A 16,622-nucleotide genomic window follows, 5' to 3' on the forward strand; every position below is an offset into this window, starting at 1 on the left:
CCGTGGGCCCTCACGTGTCCAGGATGAGGCACGAGTCCCCGAACTCGTGCCCCAGGTAGCCCTTCGCCTCCGCGTGCGCGGCCACGTCTCCGAGCAGGGACAGTGGAGCGAAGGCCTGGAGCAGCGCGTGGTGGCTGGTGCCCGGCTCGTGCATGCCCGTGAGCAGGCCGTCCACCACGCGCGGCACGAAGCCCGGCCCGAGGAGGAGGTCCGTCACCGACTCCCCCGCCACGAGCCTTCCGCCATTCATCGCCGCCCTGCCCTCCAGCGCGCGCACCACCGTGGTGCCCACCGCGACGACACGGCCTCCCTCCGCGCGCGTGGCCTCCACCTGGGCCACCGTGACGGCGGGGATGTCCGAGCGCTCGGGCCGGGGCAGCGCCGCGTCCAGCACCGCGTCCCCGGTGGAGGACAGGCCCGCCGCGTGGGTGAGTGACGCGAGCCGCACGCCGCGACGGCGCAGGGCGAGCAGCAGGTTCCAGGTGAGGGGCAGTCCCGCCGAGGGCGCCTCCACGGCCCAGGGCCTGGCGCCGTAGCCCGTCTGCACGTGCCACAGGGACAGGGGCGCCAGGGTGTGCGCGTACTGCACGGGGCGGCCGCCCTGGTAGAGCGCGGACCAGAGGTCGGCGCCGTCGTCCTCGAAGGCCACGCGCAACAGGCGCGGCGAGGGCGGCAGCACCTCCACCACCCGCGCGGAAAGGCCCACGACGGTGAAGCGCGCCCCGGCTTCGAGCACGGGCGGCGAGGGGCGGTCCTCGGTGCGCTTGCGCCAATCCCCCGCGCCGAAGAGCACGGCGAGCCACGTGCCGTCCGGTTCGTGCGACAGCAGGCGCAGCTCGATGCGCTCCGCGGCCGCCGTGCGCCCCTGCAGCGAGGCGGGGAACGTGGCCGCGTCGTTCACCACCAGCAGGTCCTTCTCGCGCAGGAGCGAGGGCAGCTCCCTCAGGTGGGCGTCCTGGAAGCGGCGAGCTCGGGGCTCCACGTGCAACAGCCGCCCTTCCTCCGGGTGGTCTCCAGGCCAGCGCGCGGGCTTCATGCGGCCTCCAGGCGCGCGGCTTCCAGTCGGGAGCCGCTGGGGGGAAGCGGGCGCTCCACGAGCGTGACGATTCGGGCGGCCACGTCCTCGGGCCGGGCGAGCGTGGAGCGGTCCGCGTCCGGTATCGCGTCGGCGTGCATGCGCGTGTCCATCTCGCCCGGGTCCACGCTGAGGAAGTGCACCCCTGTGCCCTCCAGCTCCGCGGCCCAGATGCGGCCCAGGTGCTCCAGCGCGCTCTTGGAGACGCTGTAGGCGCCCCAGCGCGGATAGGACGCCACCGCCGCGTCGGAGGTGATGGTCACCACCAGCCCGCCCCCGCGCACCACCATGTTGCCCACCACCGCCTTGGAGAGCCGGAAGGGTCCCACCAGGTTGACCTCGAGCACGCGCTGCAGGTCCTCGCACGCGGTGTCGAGCAGCAGCGGCAGCGGCGTGGGCCCCAGCGTGCTCGCGTTGTGCACCAGCACGTCCACGGGCCCCACCAGCGACGCCGCCACGCCCACCAGCCGGTAGATGGACTCCTTGTCGCCCACGTCGTAGGCGAGCCCGTGCGCCTCAAGTCCCTCTGCGCGCAGGGCCTCGGCCACGGCCTCCATCGGTTGCGCGTGCCGGGCCACGCCCACCACCCGCGCGCCCCGACGCGCGAAGTGGCCCATCAGGGCCTTGCCCAGCCCCTGGCTCGCGCCCGTCACCAGGACTGCCTTTCCCTTCAAGTCCATTCGGATGTCCTCCTTGCCGGGAGGGATAGCCAAGGGACGTTGATGAAATGGCGTCCACGCCAATCCTTTGGCAGATTGCCATCCCATGCCCCTGGAAGAAGAGGACCTGCCGAGCCGGCTCGCCCGCAACATCCGGACGCTGCGCGAGACGCGAGGCGCCACGCAGGCCCAGCTGTCGAAGCTCGCCGGAGTGCCCCGGGCCACGTGGGCGAATCTGGAATCAGGGACGTCCAACCCCACCCTGTCCGTGCTGCACCGCGTGGCCTCCGCGCTCCAGGTGTCCCTGGAGGAGTTGGTGGCCAAGCCTCGGGCCAGCGCGCGGCACTATCCGCGCGACAGCCTGACGACGCGGGTGCGGGGCGCGGGGCAGCTTCGCAAGCTGCTGCCGGACCCGCTGCCGGGCATGGAGTTCGACCGGGTGGAGCTGCCCTCGGGCGTGCGAATCACGGGCGTGCCCCACACGCCGGGCACCCGGGAGTACCTGGCCTGTGAGTCGGGCGAGCTGGTGCTGGTGGCCAGCGGCGAGCGCTTCCTGCTCAAGCCCGGGGACGTGGTCGTCTTCCGGGGAGACCAGAAGCACTCGTACGAGAACCCGGGCACACGCACGGCGGTGGGCTACTCCGTCGTGCTGCTCGCGCCGCCGTTGTGAGTCAGCCCGCGTCGCGACCGTAGAACCAGGCGGTGAGCGCCAGGCGGTGGGCGTGGGTGGGTAGCACCTCGTGCTCGATGCGCTCGCTCAGGAAGACGACCAGGGTGTCGAGCCTCGGCGGCACGTCCACGGGGGATTCTCCCTCGGGGTGCAGGCGGAGCAGGCCTCCGTGCTCGGCGCGCCAGTCCGGGTTGGCGTACCAGATGGCCGTGGCCCTGCGGTTGGACTTGCCGGGGAAGGCGTCGAAGTGGCGTGAGTAGTGCGCTCCGCCGCCGGGATAGCAGGCGAGCTGGAGGTCGAAGCGTCCCAGGCCCAGGTACGCGCCCGCCGAGAGCGCCTGGCCGAGCTGCTCGAACTGTCGCCAGAGGGCGCCGAGCGCCGAGTCGGGCTCAGGCGTCACCCAGCCGATGAGGTCTCCCCTCACGCGGGTGTCGAGCGTCCGGTCCGCGCCTCTCCGGATGCCCGCGGCATGAAGTACTCCGGATTCCGCCCTCGCCAGCGCTTCTGCCCGCGCCGCGAGGGCTGCTTCATCCCCGAGGAAAGCCGGGCGCGTGAAATACCCCCGCGCGCCCAGCGCCTCCACTTCCTGGACCGACAACTCCACACGTGCTCCTTCCAGCAGCGTGCCGACTCCACCTGGGCGCACGGTGCCCCAGACGCGGGCGGCGCGGAAGGGGATAAACTCGGGGGCCATGATGACGCACCTCACGCGAATCCTCGCCGTCCTGCTGGGCATCGCGGCCGGAGCCCTGGGGGCCGGCTGGCTGCTCAGGCCCCGCATCCCCGCTCCGCCGGACACCGCGTCCGTGGTGAGCCAGATGCGCGAGGTGGCGCGGCTGGAGACGCTGGAGGTCGCGCTCTACAAGAAGGTGTCCTTCACGCCCGAGCCGCAGGTGACGGATGCGCTGTGGAAGGACGTGATGAACTGGGCGCGGCACGCCATCCAGAATCCGCACGGCCGCGCCATCGTGTTCGCGGATGCGTACCTGGGGTTCGACTTCCAGCGCTTCGGTCCGTCGAACCTGCACGTGGCGGGGACGAAGGTGTACGTGGTGATGCCGCCCATCGACGTGCGCGTGGCGCTGCGGCCCGGGGAGACGGAGGTCATCGACTCCAACCTGGACAGCGAGCAGACGGCGCAGTTGCTGGAGAAGGCGCGGCTCGCATTCGAGCGGGAGGTGCGCGCGGACACGCGGCTGCAGCAGCGGGCACGTGACTCCGCCGAGCGGGCCCTGCGCGCGCTGCTCGTCACCGTGGGCTACCGCGAGGTGTTGTTCGTGGAGCGGTTGCCGGCCTCTGGCTCGGCGGGCTGAACCACATCTCAGGCTCGTTCGGCATCGGGAGCCAGGGTGAGCCCCGTTTCCGACAGCAGGAACAGCCCCGCGATTCCCTCGGAGGTCGGCAAGAGCTCCGCGAGCACACCTCGGGCCGAAGCATCCGAGGCCCTGGCGACGAGCGTCATCTCGCGCCGCACCAGGGACACGTACAGCGCGCCTTCGCCCACCTGCTCCATGAGCAACCGTCGCTGCCCCGCCGTGAGCATCCGTGCGCCGTCGAGCCCATCCCCGCCAGCCACCGCCCACAGGCCCGAGAAGCCCTCCGCCAGCCGCACCTCGCCCCGGTCGATGATGACGGGCTTCACGGGCGCGGGCTCCAGGTTCCTCCACGCCGCCGCGTCCACCGCCTCCACCGTCAGGCCCGAGTCCTTCAGCGCCGACTCCGGCAGGTAGCGCACGAAGTCCGCGTCCTCCAGCACATAGAAGACCGAGAGCCCCGCGGGCCCCTCACGGTGCAGCGCCCCCACCGCCTTCGCCGCGAAGTCCGCCGGACGAAGCACGGGCCGAAGCCTCGCCTCCAGCGACGCCGCATCCGACGCCCCGAGCCCCGAGTCCAGTCCGCCCAGCCGCGCCGCCAGCGCCTCGACATAGGCCGCCAGCCCCTGCGTGCCCGGCGCCTCCTGATAGGCCGCGTACAGCGAGCCCAGGTCCACGCGCCCCACTCCGCCCGAGGCCAGCTTCACCAGCAGGTCCTTGCCCTGTCGACGGAACGCCACGCGCGCCCGGGTGAGCGCCCCCGCCAGCGCGGCGGTGAACTCCGGCCGGAGCACCTGCTCCTGGGGCACCGGCGGCGGAGGTAGGTCCGCGGCCTCCAGTTCCTCCTTCAACAGCCGCGCCTCCGCGTCGAACGGATCCCTCGCCAGCGCGTCCTTCACGTAGGCCTGGACCTTGTCCATCTCGCCCCTGCGCAGGGCCAGCACGGCCAGCACCTTGAGGACCTCCGGGTCGTCCGGCTCCCGCGCGCGCACCTGTCGCAGCAGCGCCTCCGCGTCTCCGTGCCGCTCCAACCCCAGGAGCGCCCGGGCGAGCCCCAACTGCACCGGGACGTGCTGGGGAAAGTCCCGCCGCAGGGCCTCCAGGAGCGGCAGGGCCTCACGCTCCGCGCCCGCGTTGATGAGGGCATGCGCCACCGCCAGGCGCGGCGTCGGCCCGTCCTCATCCCTCACCCGCGCGCGCAGCACCTCCAGCTCCGCGTCACTCAGGACCTCACCCGCCTCCACCTTGCGGCGGATGCGCTCCACTTCCAGCAAGAAGCTCACGCCCGCGACTCTAGACGCCCGGGCCCGATTCAAGAACCACCCCGCACCGCGCCCGCAAACCCAACGCCAGACAAGCACCCCACGGCGTCAGGGAATACCCACCGACGGAATGGACAAACAACCCAACAGGAAACACTCACATGCCCTGATGTTGGATGGTGGGTAGAGGGTCCTGCGGGCACCATGCCCGTCCTGGCTTGGCGCATGACGGCGCGAGGTGAAGGCCGCGGTGGAGGGCTGACGGCGGCCCCTGTCGGTGCTCCACCGCGGAACAGTCACAGCAGCACGCTAGTGCTGTGAATCCGGCCCCGGACTGGCGGGAGCCTCCTCGTCCGGCGACGTGTCCTCCTCATCCTCCCCACCGTCCGTCTGCGCGAGGAAGTCATCCAGCGCGCCCACGTCGATGGGCTTGCGGAACACCGCGTCCACCAGGGCCAGATTCGCCCGGTTCTGTCCGCGCACATCCATGCCCGTGACGATGGCGAGCAGCGCCTGGGGCGACTTCTCGCGCAGCTCGCGCGCCAGCTCCCAGCCGCTCATCTCCGGCATCACCGCGTCCAGCAGGGCCGCGTCGTAGCGGCGCCGGTCCCACATGCCCAACGCCACGGTGGGGTCGTGGGCCACCTGAACCTCGTAGCCCTCCTCCCCCAGCACCTCGGCCATCATCCGCGCGTTGTCCAAATCATCGTCCACCACCAGCACGCGGCGCGTCTGCTGGAAGCGCCGGGGCGCCGACACCGGGGGCCGCGTCACGCTCTCCGGAGGCGGCGTGGGCTCGTTCGGCGACTGCACGCGCACCCGGGGCAGCCGCACCACGAACGTCGCGCCGCTCCCCGAAGACACGTTCTCCGCCGTCAGCTCGCCGCCCCAGCGCTGCACCTGCGCCCGCGCCACGGCCAGGTACAAGGACAGCTGCGGCGCCCCCGGGTCCCTGCGCAGCGGGTCGAACAGGTGCGACAGCTCCTCCGACGCATACGACGGGCCCTGGTCCTGGATGCGCAGCGAGAGCCACGCGGGGCCCTCCTCGCGCGTCGTCACCTTCAGGTGCCCGCCCTCCTCCATCCTGTCCCGCGCCGCGAGCAGCAGGTTCACCACCAGCTCGCGGAAGAAGGCCGCGTCCGCGCGCACCGCCCCCGGGTCGTGAAGGTCCAGCTCCACGTACACCGGGTGCTCGCGCTGCTCCAGCTCGCCGCGCGCCAGCTCCAGCGACTCGCGCACCGTCTGGTCCACCTTCACGTCGACGGGACGCTCCTCGGTGCGCTGGACATTGAACTCCTGCAGCCGCGCCACCAGCTCGCCAATCTGCTGCACCGTCTTGTCGAGCGCGTCCAGGTGCTCGGGCTTGTACTCGCGCTGCAACAGCGTGATTCGCAGCCGCAGCACGTTGAGGAAGTTGTTGAGCGCGTGCGCCGCGCCACCCGCCAGCTGCCCCAGCGCCTGCTGACGCGTGCGCTGCAACAGCCGCCCCTGCAGCCGGCGAAGCTCCCCGTACGCGCTCTCCAGCGCCTTGGTCTTGTTCGCCGACTCCGTGCGGTCCGTGAAGGTCTGGATGGCGCCCGCGAGTTCGCCCTCCTCCTCCCACACGGGCGTGGCGCTCATCTCCAGCGTCACCTCGCCACCGCCGGGGCGCTCCACCACCATCATCACCCCGCGCACCGGGCCCTGCTCCTTCAGCGCGCGCACGAAGGGCATGTCCGCGACCTTGAAGGGCTCACCCGAGGCGTGCCGCGCGTTCACCTGCGTCAGCACCGGCGCGAGCGTGTTCACCGCGCGCCCGCCCACCACCGCGCGCATCGGCACGCCCATCAGCCGGCTCACCGGCGGCGTGGCGAAGGACACCGTGCCGTCCACCTCCGCCAGGAGGATGCCCACGTCCACGTGGTTGAGCACCGACTCCATCACCGCCGCTTCCCGGAAGCGCACCTCCTCCGTCTTTAGAATCCGCGCGTACGACGCCTGCGCCGCCGCGTCCCCCTCCCACACCAGCTCCGCGATGAGGCCCGCCACCTCGGGCTCAATCAGCCCACCGTGGTGGCGCGCGTAGACGTGCAGCAGCACCTCCTCCAGCGACTTGAACTCGCGGGTGAGGTCCTCGGACTCGAAGTTCTGCGTGTACCGGTCCGCGCCGTGCGAGCGCGCCACCTCCGGCCACAGCCGCACCGCGTCCTCGCCCCGGTCCTTGAGCAGCCGCGCCATCTCCCCCACCAGTCGCCGCAGGGGAGCGCGCAAGTCGCGGCCCGGAATCTCCACCTCGTACACCTCCGCGCGCAGACGCTTCGCCCACAGGCGCGTCACACGCTCCTGCTCTCCCTGGAGCAGCTCCGACAAGGCTTCGATGGGGTCGAGACGGGCCACGTTGAAAAGCCAAGGTGTGCATGGCCGCCCGCCATGGCCACCCAGGCGCCCGCCCGCCTGCCCGTCCCCGACGCCGTCCAGACACGCCCGGTCGGCTGCCCCTCGACGGGCCGTTCGCGGAAGGCGCGCGGATCGCCCCCTGGCGTCCGGGCGAGCCGTTGCACCCGCTGGCGCGTCAGCCCACCTTCCAGGAACGGATGCCCCTCAACGAGCCCATCAAGAACGACCTCCTGGAGTCGCCATGGCTGTCGCAGCAGGCCATGGCGCAGCTCTTCCGGGGCGAGCTGAGCCGCTCCGACACCTGGCGCACGCGCCTGGACACCACCACCAACTGGGCGCTGACGACGACGGCCGCCGTCATCTCGCTCGGCTTCGCCACGCCGCAGAGCTCCCACGTTACCTTCCTCGTCGGCATCTGGATGGTGGTGTCCTTCCTGCTCGTCGAGGCGCGCCGCTACCGCTACTACGACCTGTGGAACCGGCGGGTGCGCCTGTTGGAGGACGGCTGGTGGGCCCCCATGTTGCGCCGCGAGCCGGTGGACCCGGACGCCCTGCGCGAGCTGGCGGTGGAGATGTCCCGGCCGCAAATCCAGCTGTCGCTGATGTCGGCCATCTCCACGCGGCTCAACCGCACCTACGGGCCCATCCTGCTGGTCCTGCTCATGACCTGGTTCTTCAAGGTCTACAGCCACCCGAAGCCGCCCGAGGACTTCGGCGAGTTCGTCGCCCGGGCCCACGTGGCGTGGATACCCGGGTTCCTGGTCATGGCGGTGCTGGCGCTCATCACCATCGGCGCCGCCTACCTGTTCATCTCCTCGTTCTTCATCCGGGCGCCCCTGGGCGAGCTGCGCACCCGGCCCCGAGGACGACGCGCCGCGCTGTGGGAGTCCTTCTACCGGCCCTACGCCATCCGCCGCAGGCACCGGCCGACCCGCAGGGCCCCCCGTCGCCCGGACGCGGCGTCCGAGCACTGAGGCCCCGGCCCTCGCTCGCAGGCCGGGTGGCCCCGAAGGGTTCGGCATGCTCATGGCCCCCATGTGCCGACCTGTCCGGCTGGAAGTTTTCGTTCTTCCGGGAGCGGGGGATTTGTGCTGTGAATCCGCACCCATGGCGAACACGCGCACTGTTACGGTCCTCAATGGCGACGGCATCGGCCCCGAGGTGATGGCGGCCACCATTCGCGTCCTCGAGGCGCTCAAGGTTCCCCTCGAGTTCGAGTACAAGGACGCGGGCACGGAGGTGGTGGCGAAGTACGGCACCAACCTGCCCCACGAGTCGGTGGAGGCGGTGCTGCGCAGCGGCGTGGCGCTCAAGGGCCCCACGGGCACGGTGGTGGGCGGCGGACTTCCCTCCGCGAACGTCGGCCTGCGCAAGCGCCTGGACCTGTACTCGTCGCTGCGGCCCGTCAAGAGCGTGCCGAACGTGAAGACGCGCTACGAGAACGTGGACCTGGTGGTGGTGCGCGAGAACACGGAGAGCCTCTACTCGGGCCTGGAGCACATCATCGTCCCGGGCGTCGTCGAGGCGCTGAAGATCATCACCGAGAAGGCCTCCACGCGCATCGCGAAGTTCGCGTTCGAGTACGCGCGCAAGCACGGCCGCAAGAAGGTGACGGCCGTCCACAAGGCCAACATCATGAAGCTGTCGGACGGCCTGTTCCTGGACTGCTGCCGCAAGGTGGGCCGTGAGTTCCCGGAGATCCACTACGAGGAAGTCATCATCGACAACCTCTGCATGCAGTTGGTGAAGGACCCGACGCGCTTCGACGTGATGGTGCTGGAGAACCTGTACGGCGACATCGTGAGCGACCTGTGCGCGGGTCTGGTGGGCGGCCTGGGCGTGGTGCCCGGCGCGAACATCGGCGAGCGCACGGCGGTCTTCGAGGCGGTGCACGGCACGGCCCCGGACATCGCGGGCAAGGGCATCGCGAACCCCACGGCGCTGATGATGTCCGCCGTGATGATGCTGGACTACCTGGACATGCGCGACGAGGCCCGCCGGATGGAGAACGCCATCCACAAGGTCTACACCGAGGCCAAGGTCCGCACGGGTGATTTGGGCGGCGGCGCCACCACGCGCGAGTTCACCGACGCCATCATCGCCGCGCTGTAGTCGTCACGAAGCCGTGGCACCCCGAGCCCGGGCCGCCTGTCGAAGGCGCCCGGGCTTTTTCGTGGCCAGGGGACGACGTCCACCGAGCCGCGAAGCGAAGGGCCCGCCTCGTCAGCCCACCGTCACCTTGCGCACGCCGCGCGCCTCAAGCAGCGCGGGGAGCCGCTCGCGCTGGTCGCCCTGGAGCACCAGCGTGTCGTCCTCCACCACGCCGCCGCAGCCCAGCGAGTTCTTCAGCGCCTTGAGCCACACCTCGCGCTGGGGCGCGGGCAGCTCCAGGTGCTCCACCACGGTGACCTCCTTCCCACCGCGGCCCTTGCGCTCCATGCGCACCACCGCGCGCGCCGGGCCCTTCGGCTCGGACTTGCTCGGGGGCGCGGCCACGGGCGCCACCGTCCCCACCGGCAGCTCCTCCCGCTTCGCCGCCAGCGCGGCGAAGGGGTTGTGGAACGGAGCCGGGGGCGCGGCGGGCGCGTCCTTCTTGTCACGCTTGCCCATGGCGTCCGGGACTCAGTGGTTGTGGCCCGCGTGGTCGTCCATCGGCATGGCGCGCGGCGGCGGCAGCACGTCGAACGCGGGCGCGCTCGGGTTGCCCTCCGCCATCACCAGCGCGTACAGGAACGGCGCCGACGGCATCGCCTGACGGCCGTTCACCACCACCAGCGGCGTGCCGGTGAAGTGGTAGCGCAGCGCGTACGACGTGTCCTCCTGCAGCTTCGCCGCCGTGTCCGCGCTCGCCAGGCACGACTCCAGCTGAGAGCGGGACATCGAACCGGACGAGGCGATCTCCATCACCCGCTCCGTGTCCAGCATCGCCTGCGCCGCGAAGAGCTTCTCGCGCAGCTCCCAGAAGTCCGACGCGCCCTCCAGGCAGATCTGCGCCTTCGCCGCCACGCACCGAACCGTGGGGGCGTCCGGCCCGCGCCGCTGCATCGCCGGGTTGCACGCGCCGTCCAGCGGGAACTGCCGCGCCTCCAGGGACAGCTTGCCCTCCGGCACGCGCTTCTTGAGCACCGCCAGCTCCTCCACCAACGACTTGCAGTGGGGGCACTTGCTGTCGGTCCACTCGACGATCTTCACCGGCGCGGTGGCCGGGCCATACAGGCGCCGCGCCGGCGCCGCGGCGGGCTTCGGCGTGTCCCGGCGGTACATCGCCAGCGCGTTGGAGATGAACTGCTGCTGGTCCATCGGCAGCCCCTTCAGGTACGCCTCCAGCGACGCGGGCGAGCTGTTCGCGCTCGCCGCCCCCGTCGTGGCGTTCACCGACGCCTCCGTGGGCGCGGGAGGCAACAGCGCCCCCGCCTTGGGCGCGGGCGTCGACAGCGAGCGACCCGGCAGGGCCACCGCCACGAACACCAGCACCGTGGCGCCCACCGTCCAGCCCAGCGCCGGGCCCCACTCGCCCGCCACGCTCGGCAGGCCCTTGAAGGCCACGCCCGCGATGAGCGCCACCAGCGCGTACGTGCCCAGGCACGTGGGGCACACCACGCCCGTCTGGTAGCTGGCGAAGGCGAACACGAACACCGACGCCACGCCCGCCAGCGCCGTCAGCTTCAGCCCCTGCGACGCCGGGGCCACCGACTTGCCCGAGCGCTCGCGCGCCAGGAACACCGCCGACAGCGCCACCACCGTCAGCCCCCACACCAGCCCCAGGCCGGCGACGGGGATGCCGAACAGCTCATGCAACCGGGTGGCGAAAGGCGAGTTCCACACCGTCTCGCAGTTCACCGTGTCGGACACGCCGCACACGGTGGCGCCGCCGGCGCGCAGCGTGAGCAGCTGGCTCCACTGGAAGATGGACAGGGCACTCGCGGCCACGCCCAGCACCAGCAGCGCCACGGCGGCCTTGGAGGGCGCGGGGGTGGCGGGGGCCTTGGGGGAGGAGGACTTCGAACTCATGCATGCTCCGGGGGCGGGGTCATCAGGACGAGCAGTCGGGCGGGAGCGGGGCCTTCGTTGGTGACCCCATGCTCGGCGCCCGCGGGGGCGAACACGGCCGCGCCCACGGTGTGGACCTCCTCCTCGGCACCCACGCGGAAGCGGCAGGTGCCCTCGAGGACGACGTAGACCTTGTCGGAGGTCACATGGTGGTGCGGCTTCTGGGCCTGCCCGGGCGCCAGGCAGTAGACATCCAGGAAGAAGCGCTCGGATTGAAAGACGTTGTGCTTCCGGAGCTTCTCCGGGGAGAAGTCCTGGAAGGACGACAGGTGCTTCACATCCATCGTGGCATTCGCTCCTTCGCCTCTATATAGCGACGGACATGGAACCGCTGTCGCTGCATTTTCTTCACGAAGAAGCGCGGGGCCGCTTCATCGAGGTCGGCGGCCGGGAGGTCGTGGCCGACTACGGGAACGCCGAGGACGCCTACCAGGCCGCCCGTGAGGCCGTGGCCCTGCACGATGCCTCCTATCGTGAGGTCCTCCGAATCACCGGGGAGGACCGGGTCACCTTCCTACATGGAATGGTGACACAGGAGGTGAACAACCTCCCCGTCGGGACCGCAGCCTACGCCGCCCTGGTGAACGTGAAGGGGGCCATGGTGGCGGACGCCCGCATCCTCAAGCGGGAGGCGGACCTGCTCGTGGACGTGGAGCCCGGCACCGGCGCCAAGGTCCGGGAGTTCCTGGAGAAATACCTCATCTCCGAGGACGCCGAGCTGCATGAGGCCACGGCCGACCACGGGCTCTTGCGGCTGCTCGGGCCCCGGACGGGCGCGCTCCTCACGGCCGTACTGGGCACCGACTTCGCCCCCCTGCCCCACCACGCCACCCGCCCGGGGACGCTGGCCGGGCAGGACGTCCTGCTGGTGGGCAACACCCGGCTGGAGCCGCACGGGGTGGACGTGTGGGTGCCACGCGCGGGCCTGGAGGCGGTGTGGCGGGCCTTGAGCCAGGCGGGCGCCGACCTGGGCCTCAAGCCCCTGGGCTTCGAGACGCTGGAGCTCTTGAGGGTGGAGGCCGGGGTGCCCCGTTACGGGCAGGACATGGTGGACACCACCATCCCCCTGGAGGCGGACCTGGGCCCGTCCGCCATCTCCTACAACAAGGGGTGCTACATCGGGCAGGAGGTCATCGCCCGGGCCACCTTCCGCGGGCACATGAACCGCAAGCTGACGGGGCTCTTGCTGGGCGACGTGGAGGCGGCGCCGGGCACGGAGCTGCGCCGCGGTGAGAAGAAGGTGGGCTGGCTCACCAGCGTGGTGCGCTCGCCCGCGCAGGGTGGGCAGCGGGTGGCCCTGGGGTACGTGCACCGCGACTCGCTGGAGCCCGGCACCGAGCTGACCCTGGCTCAGGGCCCCGCGACGGTGAAGGTGGCCGCCCTGCCCTTCAAGGGGTGAGCACGACAATCCTGTCAGTCGGGCCACGGCTCGCTGACGGGGGTGTCGCGGGCCTCGCGGTGTGTCTGCCCGTGGGGCCCGGACTTACGGGCTGTTGAATATGGAACGGGGCTTGCTGTTGGCGCCCCCGCCCATGAAGCCCTCCTCGCTGACCTGGTTGTCCTTCCTCTCTGGCGCCACGGTGATGGCGTCGGAGATGGCGGCCTCGCGACTGGTGGCGCCCTACTTCGGGAGCAGCACCCCGGTGTGGGCGGCGCTCATCTCCCTGGTGCTGGGCGGGCTGGCGCTGGGGGCGCACCTGGGCGGCAGGGTGGCGGACCGGGCCGCGAGGCTGGAGCCACTCCGGGTGGCGCTCGGCGTGGCGGCGCTGCTGCTCACGGCGCTGCCCTTCCTCGCGAGGGTGCTGCTGCCGGGGGCCACGACGGCGGTGATGACGGGCAGGCCGATGGAGGCCATGGGGCGGGTGGCGCTGGTGGTGCTGGTGGCGATTCCGCCGCTGCTCGCGCTGGGCGCGGTGGGGCCGTTCCTGGTGCGCGTGGGGCTGGGGGGCGTGACATCGGCGGGGGCGCACGCGGGGAGGCTGTCGTCGGCGTCCACGCTGGGCAGCATCGTCGGGACGTTGCTCGCGGCCTTCGTGGTGCTGCCGTGGTTGGGCACGGCGCGGGCCATGGCGTGCTTCGCGGGGATGCTCGGGCTGACGGCGACGTGGGGGCTGGGGTGGCGGTGGCGCGCGCTGGCGGTGGGGGTGCCCGCGGCGGCGCTGGTGCTGGGGACACACGCGCTGCCCCGACATCCGCAGGCGCTCGAGGTGGCCGAGTCGCCACACGCCTTCCTCCAGGTGCTGGAGTCACCGAGCGGCACGCGCAGCCTGGTCTTCGACGAGGGCTTCGCGGTGCAGAGCACGTGGGTGCCGGGCCAGCCGGTGAGAGACGAGGTGTTCGCGCACTACCTGCTGACGCCGGCGATGGCGCGCGCGGAGCCTCGGACGCCGCGCGTGCTGGTGTTGGGGCTGGGCGCGGGCACGAGCGCGCGCGGGCTGCGGGAGACGTACCCGGGGGCCTACGTGGTGGGCGTGGAGCTGGACGCGATGGTGGTGAAGCTGGCGCGCCAGCACTTCGGCCTGGGGACGGAGGTGGAGGTGCACATCGCGGACGCGCGCACGTTCCTGCGCCGGGACACGCGGCGCTACGACGCCATCATCGTGGACGCGTTCCGCTTCCCGTACGTGCCCTTCCACCTGACGACGCGCGAGTTCGCTCAAGAAGTGGCCGCGCACCTGGAGCCGGGCGGCGTGGCCTGCTTCAACGTGGGCCGCTTCCGCGATGAGCGCGCGGTGGTGCGCGCGGTGGGTGGGACGCTGGCGACGGTGTTCCCGCAGGTGCTCGCGGCGGATGCGCGCAACCACAGCAACACGCTGTTGTTCGCGGGCCCGGAGGGCATGGGGGAGCGGTTGAGCTCGCGGACATCCTCGCTGCCGCTGTCGCTGCGGCCCCTGGCGACGCGCGTGGTGGGGGAGCTGCAGCCGGTGGCCTCGGCGCAGCCGCTCACGGATGACCGCGCGCCGGTGGAGATGCTGACCGACGCCATCCTCCTCAAGGCGCTGATGGGCTCGGAGGCGCTGCGGTGAGCTGGCGCGCGTGGGGGACGAAGCCCCTGCCGTCGATGTCGGAGTTCCTCGCGCCCATGCCGCTGGCCGCCGTGGTGCTGATGGCGGTGAACGACCGCGTCCTCAAGCCGACCTTCCACAACACGCTCACCGGGAAGTTGTCGGACGTGGCCATCTGCTTCTTCCTGCCGCTCTATGTGTCCGCGCTGCTGGTGCTCGTCACGCGCTGGAGTCTGCGCGTGAGGCTGGGCGTGGGCGCGCTGGTGACGACGGGGCTGTTCACCGCGCTCAAGGTGTCCCAGCCGTTCGCGGACTTGTTCTGTAAGTGGCTGCGTCCCATCGGCGCGCCGTTGGGGCTCAGTGGCTTCCGCGCGGTGGCGGATGTCTCGGACCTGCTCACCCTGCCCTTCGTCGTCCTCGCCGTGCTGTACGGCCGCGCCTCGCTGCTGTCCCAGGCGCGGGCCGTGCCCCTCTCATCCCCAGGAGTTCCATCATGATGCCGTTGCTGAGGAACCTCGCCTCCGTCGCCGTGCTCGCCGCCACCGGTGTCCTGCTCATCGCGGACTCCGCGCCCGACTGTGAGAAGGACGCGCAGGAGGTCACCTTCGACGTGACCGAGAACACCTGCGGCGGCAACGGCTCCTTCCAGTTGAGGGTCCCCGAGGATTCGTGCGACCTGACGGCCGTGGGAAACGAGCCCCTGGGCTTCCCCGAGTACGGCGGCGCCAGCGCCAAGGTGGATTTGAAGCGGGGTGACTGGTCGTTGCATGACCGGGCGCACACCCTCCACGTGGACGCGGATGGCGGCGTGGTGCGGCCCGACGCGGGTGGGACGGCGGTGGACGGCAACCGTCACTGCGAGGCGACGCGTGAGGGCGAGCACCTGCGGCTGACGTGCATCGACCGGCGCTCGGACCTTTCCGGTGTCGAGGTCTCCCGCTGCGAGGCGAAGCTCACGCCCCGCTAGTGGTTTGAACCAGCCACCCCACCGCGCCTCCACCGAGCACCAGCCAGGCGGAGTTGACGCGGAAGCGGATGAGCATCACGGCCGACACGACGGCGAGCCCCACGGTCCACACATCGACCAGGGCCGCGCGGCCGAGCTGCCACGTCACCACGGCCATCAGCGCGAGTGAGGCCACGTTGACGCCGTCCAGGAAGGCCCCCGCCACCCAGGACTCGCGCAGCCGGGGCACCAGGGGGCCGCTGAGCGCGACGAAGACGAAGGCGGGCAGGAAGATGCCCACCGTGGCCACGGTGGCGCCCACGGGCCCGCCGAGCACGTAGCCGATGAACGTGGCCGTGGTGAACACGGGGCCGGGCGTCACCTGTCCCACCGCCACCGCGTCGAGCAACTGCGCCTCGGTCAGCCAGCCCAGCCGCTGCACCAGGTCCGAGCGAAGGAACGCCAGCAGCACGTACCCGCTGCCGTAGAGCACCGAGCCCACCTTCAGGAAGAAGAGGAACAGGCCCTGCTGCGTGAAGGGCACCGCCGCCGACGCGGCGCCCAGCGGGAGCAGCGTGCTCCACGGCGTGACGAGCATTCCCGTCGAAGGCCCCGAGGCTCCTCCGCGACGTGTCGCCGCGCGCCAGCCGAACACGGCGAGTCCCGACAGCAGCAACAGCAGCAGCTCATCGACGCCGAGGAAGGCCGCGGTGGCGGCGGCGATTCCCACGACGGCCGCGAGTGGGCCCTTCACCACGGTGCGCATGAGTCCCCACAGGGCCTGAGCGACCACGGCGATGATGACCGCCTTGACGCCGTAGAGCAGCGCGCCCACGTCCGGCAGCGCGCCGAAGCGTGCGTAGCCCCACGCGACGCCGAGAACGATGAGGAACGCGGGGAGGATGAAGCACGTGCCCGCGACCAGCAGGCCGGGCCAGCCGGCGCGACGGTGGCCGATGTGGATGGCCAGCTCGGTGGAGTTGGGGCCGGGGATGAGGTTGGCCGCGCCGAGCAGGTCCACGAACTCCTCGCGCGTGAGCCAGCGCCGACGGCGAACGACCTCGTCCTCCATCAGGGCGATGTGCGCGGCGGGGCCACCGAAGGCCGTGGTGCCCAGGCGAAGGAAGAGCAACGCCAGCTCGCGCAGCGCGGCGGCGCGGTCCGGCACGGAGGGGCTCTGGGGCTCCAGGGGTGACATCCACCGAGGACGCTACCCCCGGAAGAGGGAGGGTGGCTCGAAACATCCGTGTGGCTCGACGCATGTGG

Annotated in this window: 17 protein-coding genes; 8 read left to right on the plus strand and 9 right to left on the minus strand. The window is 71.6% G+C overall.

What is annotated here, in order from left to right:
- Nucleotides 1–10: 10 nt before the first annotated feature.
- Nucleotides 11–1,036, minus strand: a complete 1,026-nt coding sequence (locus K8625_RS09670) for an S-adenosylmethionine:tRNA ribosyltransferase-isomerase (RefSeq protein ID WP_223782519.1) — start codon at nucleotides 1,034–1,036, stop codon at nucleotides 11–13.
- Nucleotides 1,033–1,755 carry an SDR family oxidoreductase gene (locus tag K8625_RS09675; RefSeq protein ID WP_223782520.1) on the minus strand — a complete coding sequence of 241 codons (723 nt, stop codon included), beginning with the start codon at nucleotides 1,753–1,755 and terminating at the stop codon, nucleotides 1,033–1,035. Before K8625_RS09675 ends, K8625_RS09670 begins: the two co-directional genes overlap by 4 nt.
- 91 nt (nucleotides 1,756–1,846) lie before the next feature.
- Between K8625_RS09675 and K8625_RS09680 the strand changes: the two genes are divergently transcribed.
- Nucleotides 1,847–2,404, plus strand: coding sequence for a helix-turn-helix domain-containing protein (locus K8625_RS09680; protein WP_046718499.1), 558 nt, complete (start codon nucleotides 1,847–1,849; stop codon nucleotides 2,402–2,404).
- Between the two features lies 1 nt (nucleotide 2,405).
- Here K8625_RS09680 and K8625_RS09685 read toward each other — a convergent pair whose 3' ends face one another.
- Complete coding sequence (locus tag K8625_RS09685) at nucleotides 2,406–3,098, minus strand: 2OG-Fe(II) oxygenase (RefSeq protein ID WP_223782521.1); 693 nt, start codon at nucleotides 3,096–3,098, stop codon at nucleotides 2,406–2,408.
- 1 nt (nucleotide 3,099) lies between these two features.
- Here K8625_RS09685 and K8625_RS09690 point away from each other — a divergent pair, with 1 nt between their 5' ends.
- Nucleotides 3,100–3,717 carry a DUF4230 domain-containing protein gene (locus tag K8625_RS09690; RefSeq protein WP_223782899.1) on the plus strand — a complete coding sequence of 206 codons (618 nt, stop codon included), beginning with the start codon at nucleotides 3,100–3,102 and terminating at the stop codon, nucleotides 3,715–3,717.
- Between the two features lie 8 nt (nucleotides 3,718–3,725).
- Here the strand turns inward: K8625_RS09690 and K8625_RS09695 are convergent, their stop codons facing one another.
- Nucleotides 3,726–5,000, minus strand: a complete 1,275-nt coding sequence (locus tag K8625_RS09695; protein ID WP_223782522.1) for a tetratricopeptide repeat protein — start codon at nucleotides 4,998–5,000, stop codon at nucleotides 3,726–3,728.
- Nucleotides 5,001–5,288: 288 nt separating this feature from the next.
- Entirely contained in the window at nucleotides 5,289–7,355 is a 2,067-nt protein-coding gene (locus tag K8625_RS09700; protein WP_223747169.1) for a response regulator, read from the minus strand.
- A gap of 197 nt (nucleotides 7,356–7,552) precedes the next feature.
- On the opposite strand from K8625_RS09700, the gene K8625_RS09705 reads away from it, so the two are divergent.
- Nucleotides 7,553–8,329, plus strand: a complete 777-nt coding sequence (locus K8625_RS09705) for a DUF2270 domain-containing protein (RefSeq protein ID WP_223747168.1) — start codon at nucleotides 7,553–7,555, stop codon at nucleotides 8,327–8,329.
- A gap of 133 nt (nucleotides 8,330–8,462) precedes the next feature.
- Complete coding sequence (locus tag K8625_RS09710; protein WP_223747167.1) at nucleotides 8,463–9,467, plus strand: isocitrate dehydrogenase (NAD(+)); 1,005 nt, start codon at nucleotides 8,463–8,465, stop codon at nucleotides 9,465–9,467.
- Nucleotides 9,468–9,578: 111 nt separating this feature from the next.
- Here K8625_RS09710 and K8625_RS09715 read toward each other — a convergent pair whose 3' ends face one another.
- From K8625_RS09715 to K8625_RS09725, 3 genes are read right to left on the minus strand one after another with little or no spacing between them, the layout of a single operon-like run.
- Nucleotides 9,579–9,965 (minus strand): translation initiation factor, encoded by a 387-nt coding sequence (locus K8625_RS09715; RefSeq protein WP_141332825.1) that lies wholly within the window; start codon nucleotides 9,963–9,965, stop codon nucleotides 9,579–9,581.
- Between the two features lie 12 nt (nucleotides 9,966–9,977).
- Nucleotides 9,978–11,366 (minus strand): thioredoxin domain-containing protein, encoded by a 1,389-nt coding sequence (locus tag K8625_RS09720; RefSeq protein WP_223782523.1) that lies wholly within the window; start codon nucleotides 11,364–11,366, stop codon nucleotides 9,978–9,980.
- Nucleotides 11,363–11,689: a cupin domain-containing protein gene (locus K8625_RS09725; protein WP_223747165.1), complete on the minus strand. Its 327-nt coding sequence runs from the start codon at nucleotides 11,687–11,689 to the stop codon at nucleotides 11,363–11,365. Before K8625_RS09725 ends, K8625_RS09720 begins: the two co-directional genes overlap by 4 nt.
- Before the next feature lie 38 nt (nucleotides 11,690–11,727).
- On the opposite strand from K8625_RS09725, the gene K8625_RS09730 reads away from it, so the two are divergent.
- From K8625_RS09730 to K8625_RS09745, 4 genes are all read left to right on the plus strand, one after another.
- Nucleotides 11,728–12,804, plus strand: coding sequence for a folate-binding protein YgfZ (locus K8625_RS09730; protein ID WP_223782524.1), 1,077 nt, complete (start codon nucleotides 11,728–11,730; stop codon nucleotides 12,802–12,804).
- A 133-nt stretch (nucleotides 12,805–12,937) separates the two neighbouring features.
- Nucleotides 12,938–14,431, plus strand: coding sequence for a fused MFS/spermidine synthase (locus K8625_RS09735; RefSeq protein WP_223782525.1), 1,494 nt, complete (start codon nucleotides 12,938–12,940; stop codon nucleotides 14,429–14,431).
- The gene (locus K8625_RS09740) at nucleotides 14,428–14,907 is read left to right on the plus strand and encodes a hypothetical protein (RefSeq protein WP_223782526.1); all 480 of its coding nucleotides are present in this window, start codon (nucleotides 14,428–14,430) and stop codon (nucleotides 14,905–14,907) included. The genes K8625_RS09735 and K8625_RS09740 overlap by 4 nt, the downstream gene beginning before the upstream one ends.
- On the plus strand, nucleotides 14,904–15,377 hold the full coding sequence (locus tag K8625_RS09745) for a hypothetical protein (protein WP_223782527.1): 474 nt from the start codon (nucleotides 14,904–14,906) through the stop codon (nucleotides 15,375–15,377). Before K8625_RS09740 ends, K8625_RS09745 begins: the two co-directional genes overlap by 4 nt.
- Here K8625_RS09745 and chrA read toward each other — a convergent pair.
- Nucleotides 15,364–16,554 (minus strand): chromate efflux transporter, encoded by a 1,191-nt coding sequence (gene chrA / locus K8625_RS09750; protein ID WP_223782528.1) that lies wholly within the window; start codon nucleotides 16,552–16,554, stop codon nucleotides 15,364–15,366. The genes K8625_RS09745 and chrA overlap by 14 nt on opposite strands.
- Between the last annotated feature and the right edge of the window lie 68 nt (nucleotides 16,555–16,622).

Origin of the sequence: Myxococcus sp. AS-1-15 (genome assembly GCF_020037055.1) — a bacterium.
GTDB classification, from domain to species: domain Bacteria; phylum Myxococcota; class Myxococcia; order Myxococcales; family Myxococcaceae; genus Myxococcus; species Myxococcus fulvus.

What these genes read in the sequence shown, in the direction of transcription:
- K8625_RS09705 (WP_223747168.1), top strand. Translation starts at nt 7,553, where the DNA reads ATGCCCCTCAACGAGCCCATCAAGAACGACCTCCTGGAGTCGCCATGG.
- K8625_RS09685 (WP_223782521.1), bottom strand. Translation starts at nt 3,098, where the DNA reads ATGGCCCCCGAGTTTATCCCCTTCCGCGCCGCCCGCGTCTGGGGCACC.
- K8625_RS09745 (WP_223782527.1), top strand. Translation starts at nt 14,904, where the DNA reads ATGATGCCGTTGCTGAGGAACCTCGCCTCCGTCGCCGTGCTCGCCGCC.
- K8625_RS09720 (WP_223782523.1), bottom strand. Translation starts at nt 11,366, where the DNA reads ATGAGTTCGAAGTCCTCCTCCCCCAAGGCCCCCGCCACCCCCGCGCCC.
- K8625_RS09735 (WP_223782525.1), top strand. Translation starts at nt 12,938, where the DNA reads ATGAAGCCCTCCTCGCTGACCTGGTTGTCCTTCCTCTCTGGCGCCACG.
- chrA (WP_223782528.1), bottom strand. Translation starts at nt 16,554, where the DNA reads ATGTCACCCCTGGAGCCCCAGAGCCCCTCCGTGCCGGACCGCGCCGCC.
- K8625_RS09715 (WP_141332825.1), bottom strand. Translation starts at nt 9,965, where the DNA reads ATGGGCAAGCGTGACAAGAAGGACGCGCCCGCCGCGCCCCCGGCTCCG.
- K8625_RS09675 (WP_223782520.1), bottom strand. Translation starts at nt 1,755, where the DNA reads ATGGACTTGAAGGGAAAGGCAGTCCTGGTGACGGGCGCGAGCCAGGGG.
- K8625_RS09725 (WP_223747165.1), bottom strand. Translation starts at nt 11,689, where the DNA reads ATGGATGTGAAGCACCTGTCGTCCTTCCAGGACTTCTCCCCGGAGAAG.
- K8625_RS09690 (WP_223782899.1), top strand. Translation starts at nt 3,100, where the DNA reads ATGACGCACCTCACGCGAATCCTCGCCGTCCTGCTGGGCATCGCGGCC.
- K8625_RS09730 (WP_223782524.1), top strand. Translation starts at nt 11,728, where the DNA reads ATGGAACCGCTGTCGCTGCATTTTCTTCACGAAGAAGCGCGGGGCCGC.
- K8625_RS09710 (WP_223747167.1), top strand. Translation starts at nt 8,463, where the DNA reads ATGGCGAACACGCGCACTGTTACGGTCCTCAATGGCGACGGCATCGGC.
- K8625_RS09670 (WP_223782519.1), bottom strand. Translation starts at nt 1,036, where the DNA reads ATGAAGCCCGCGCGCTGGCCTGGAGACCACCCGGAGGAAGGGCGGCTG.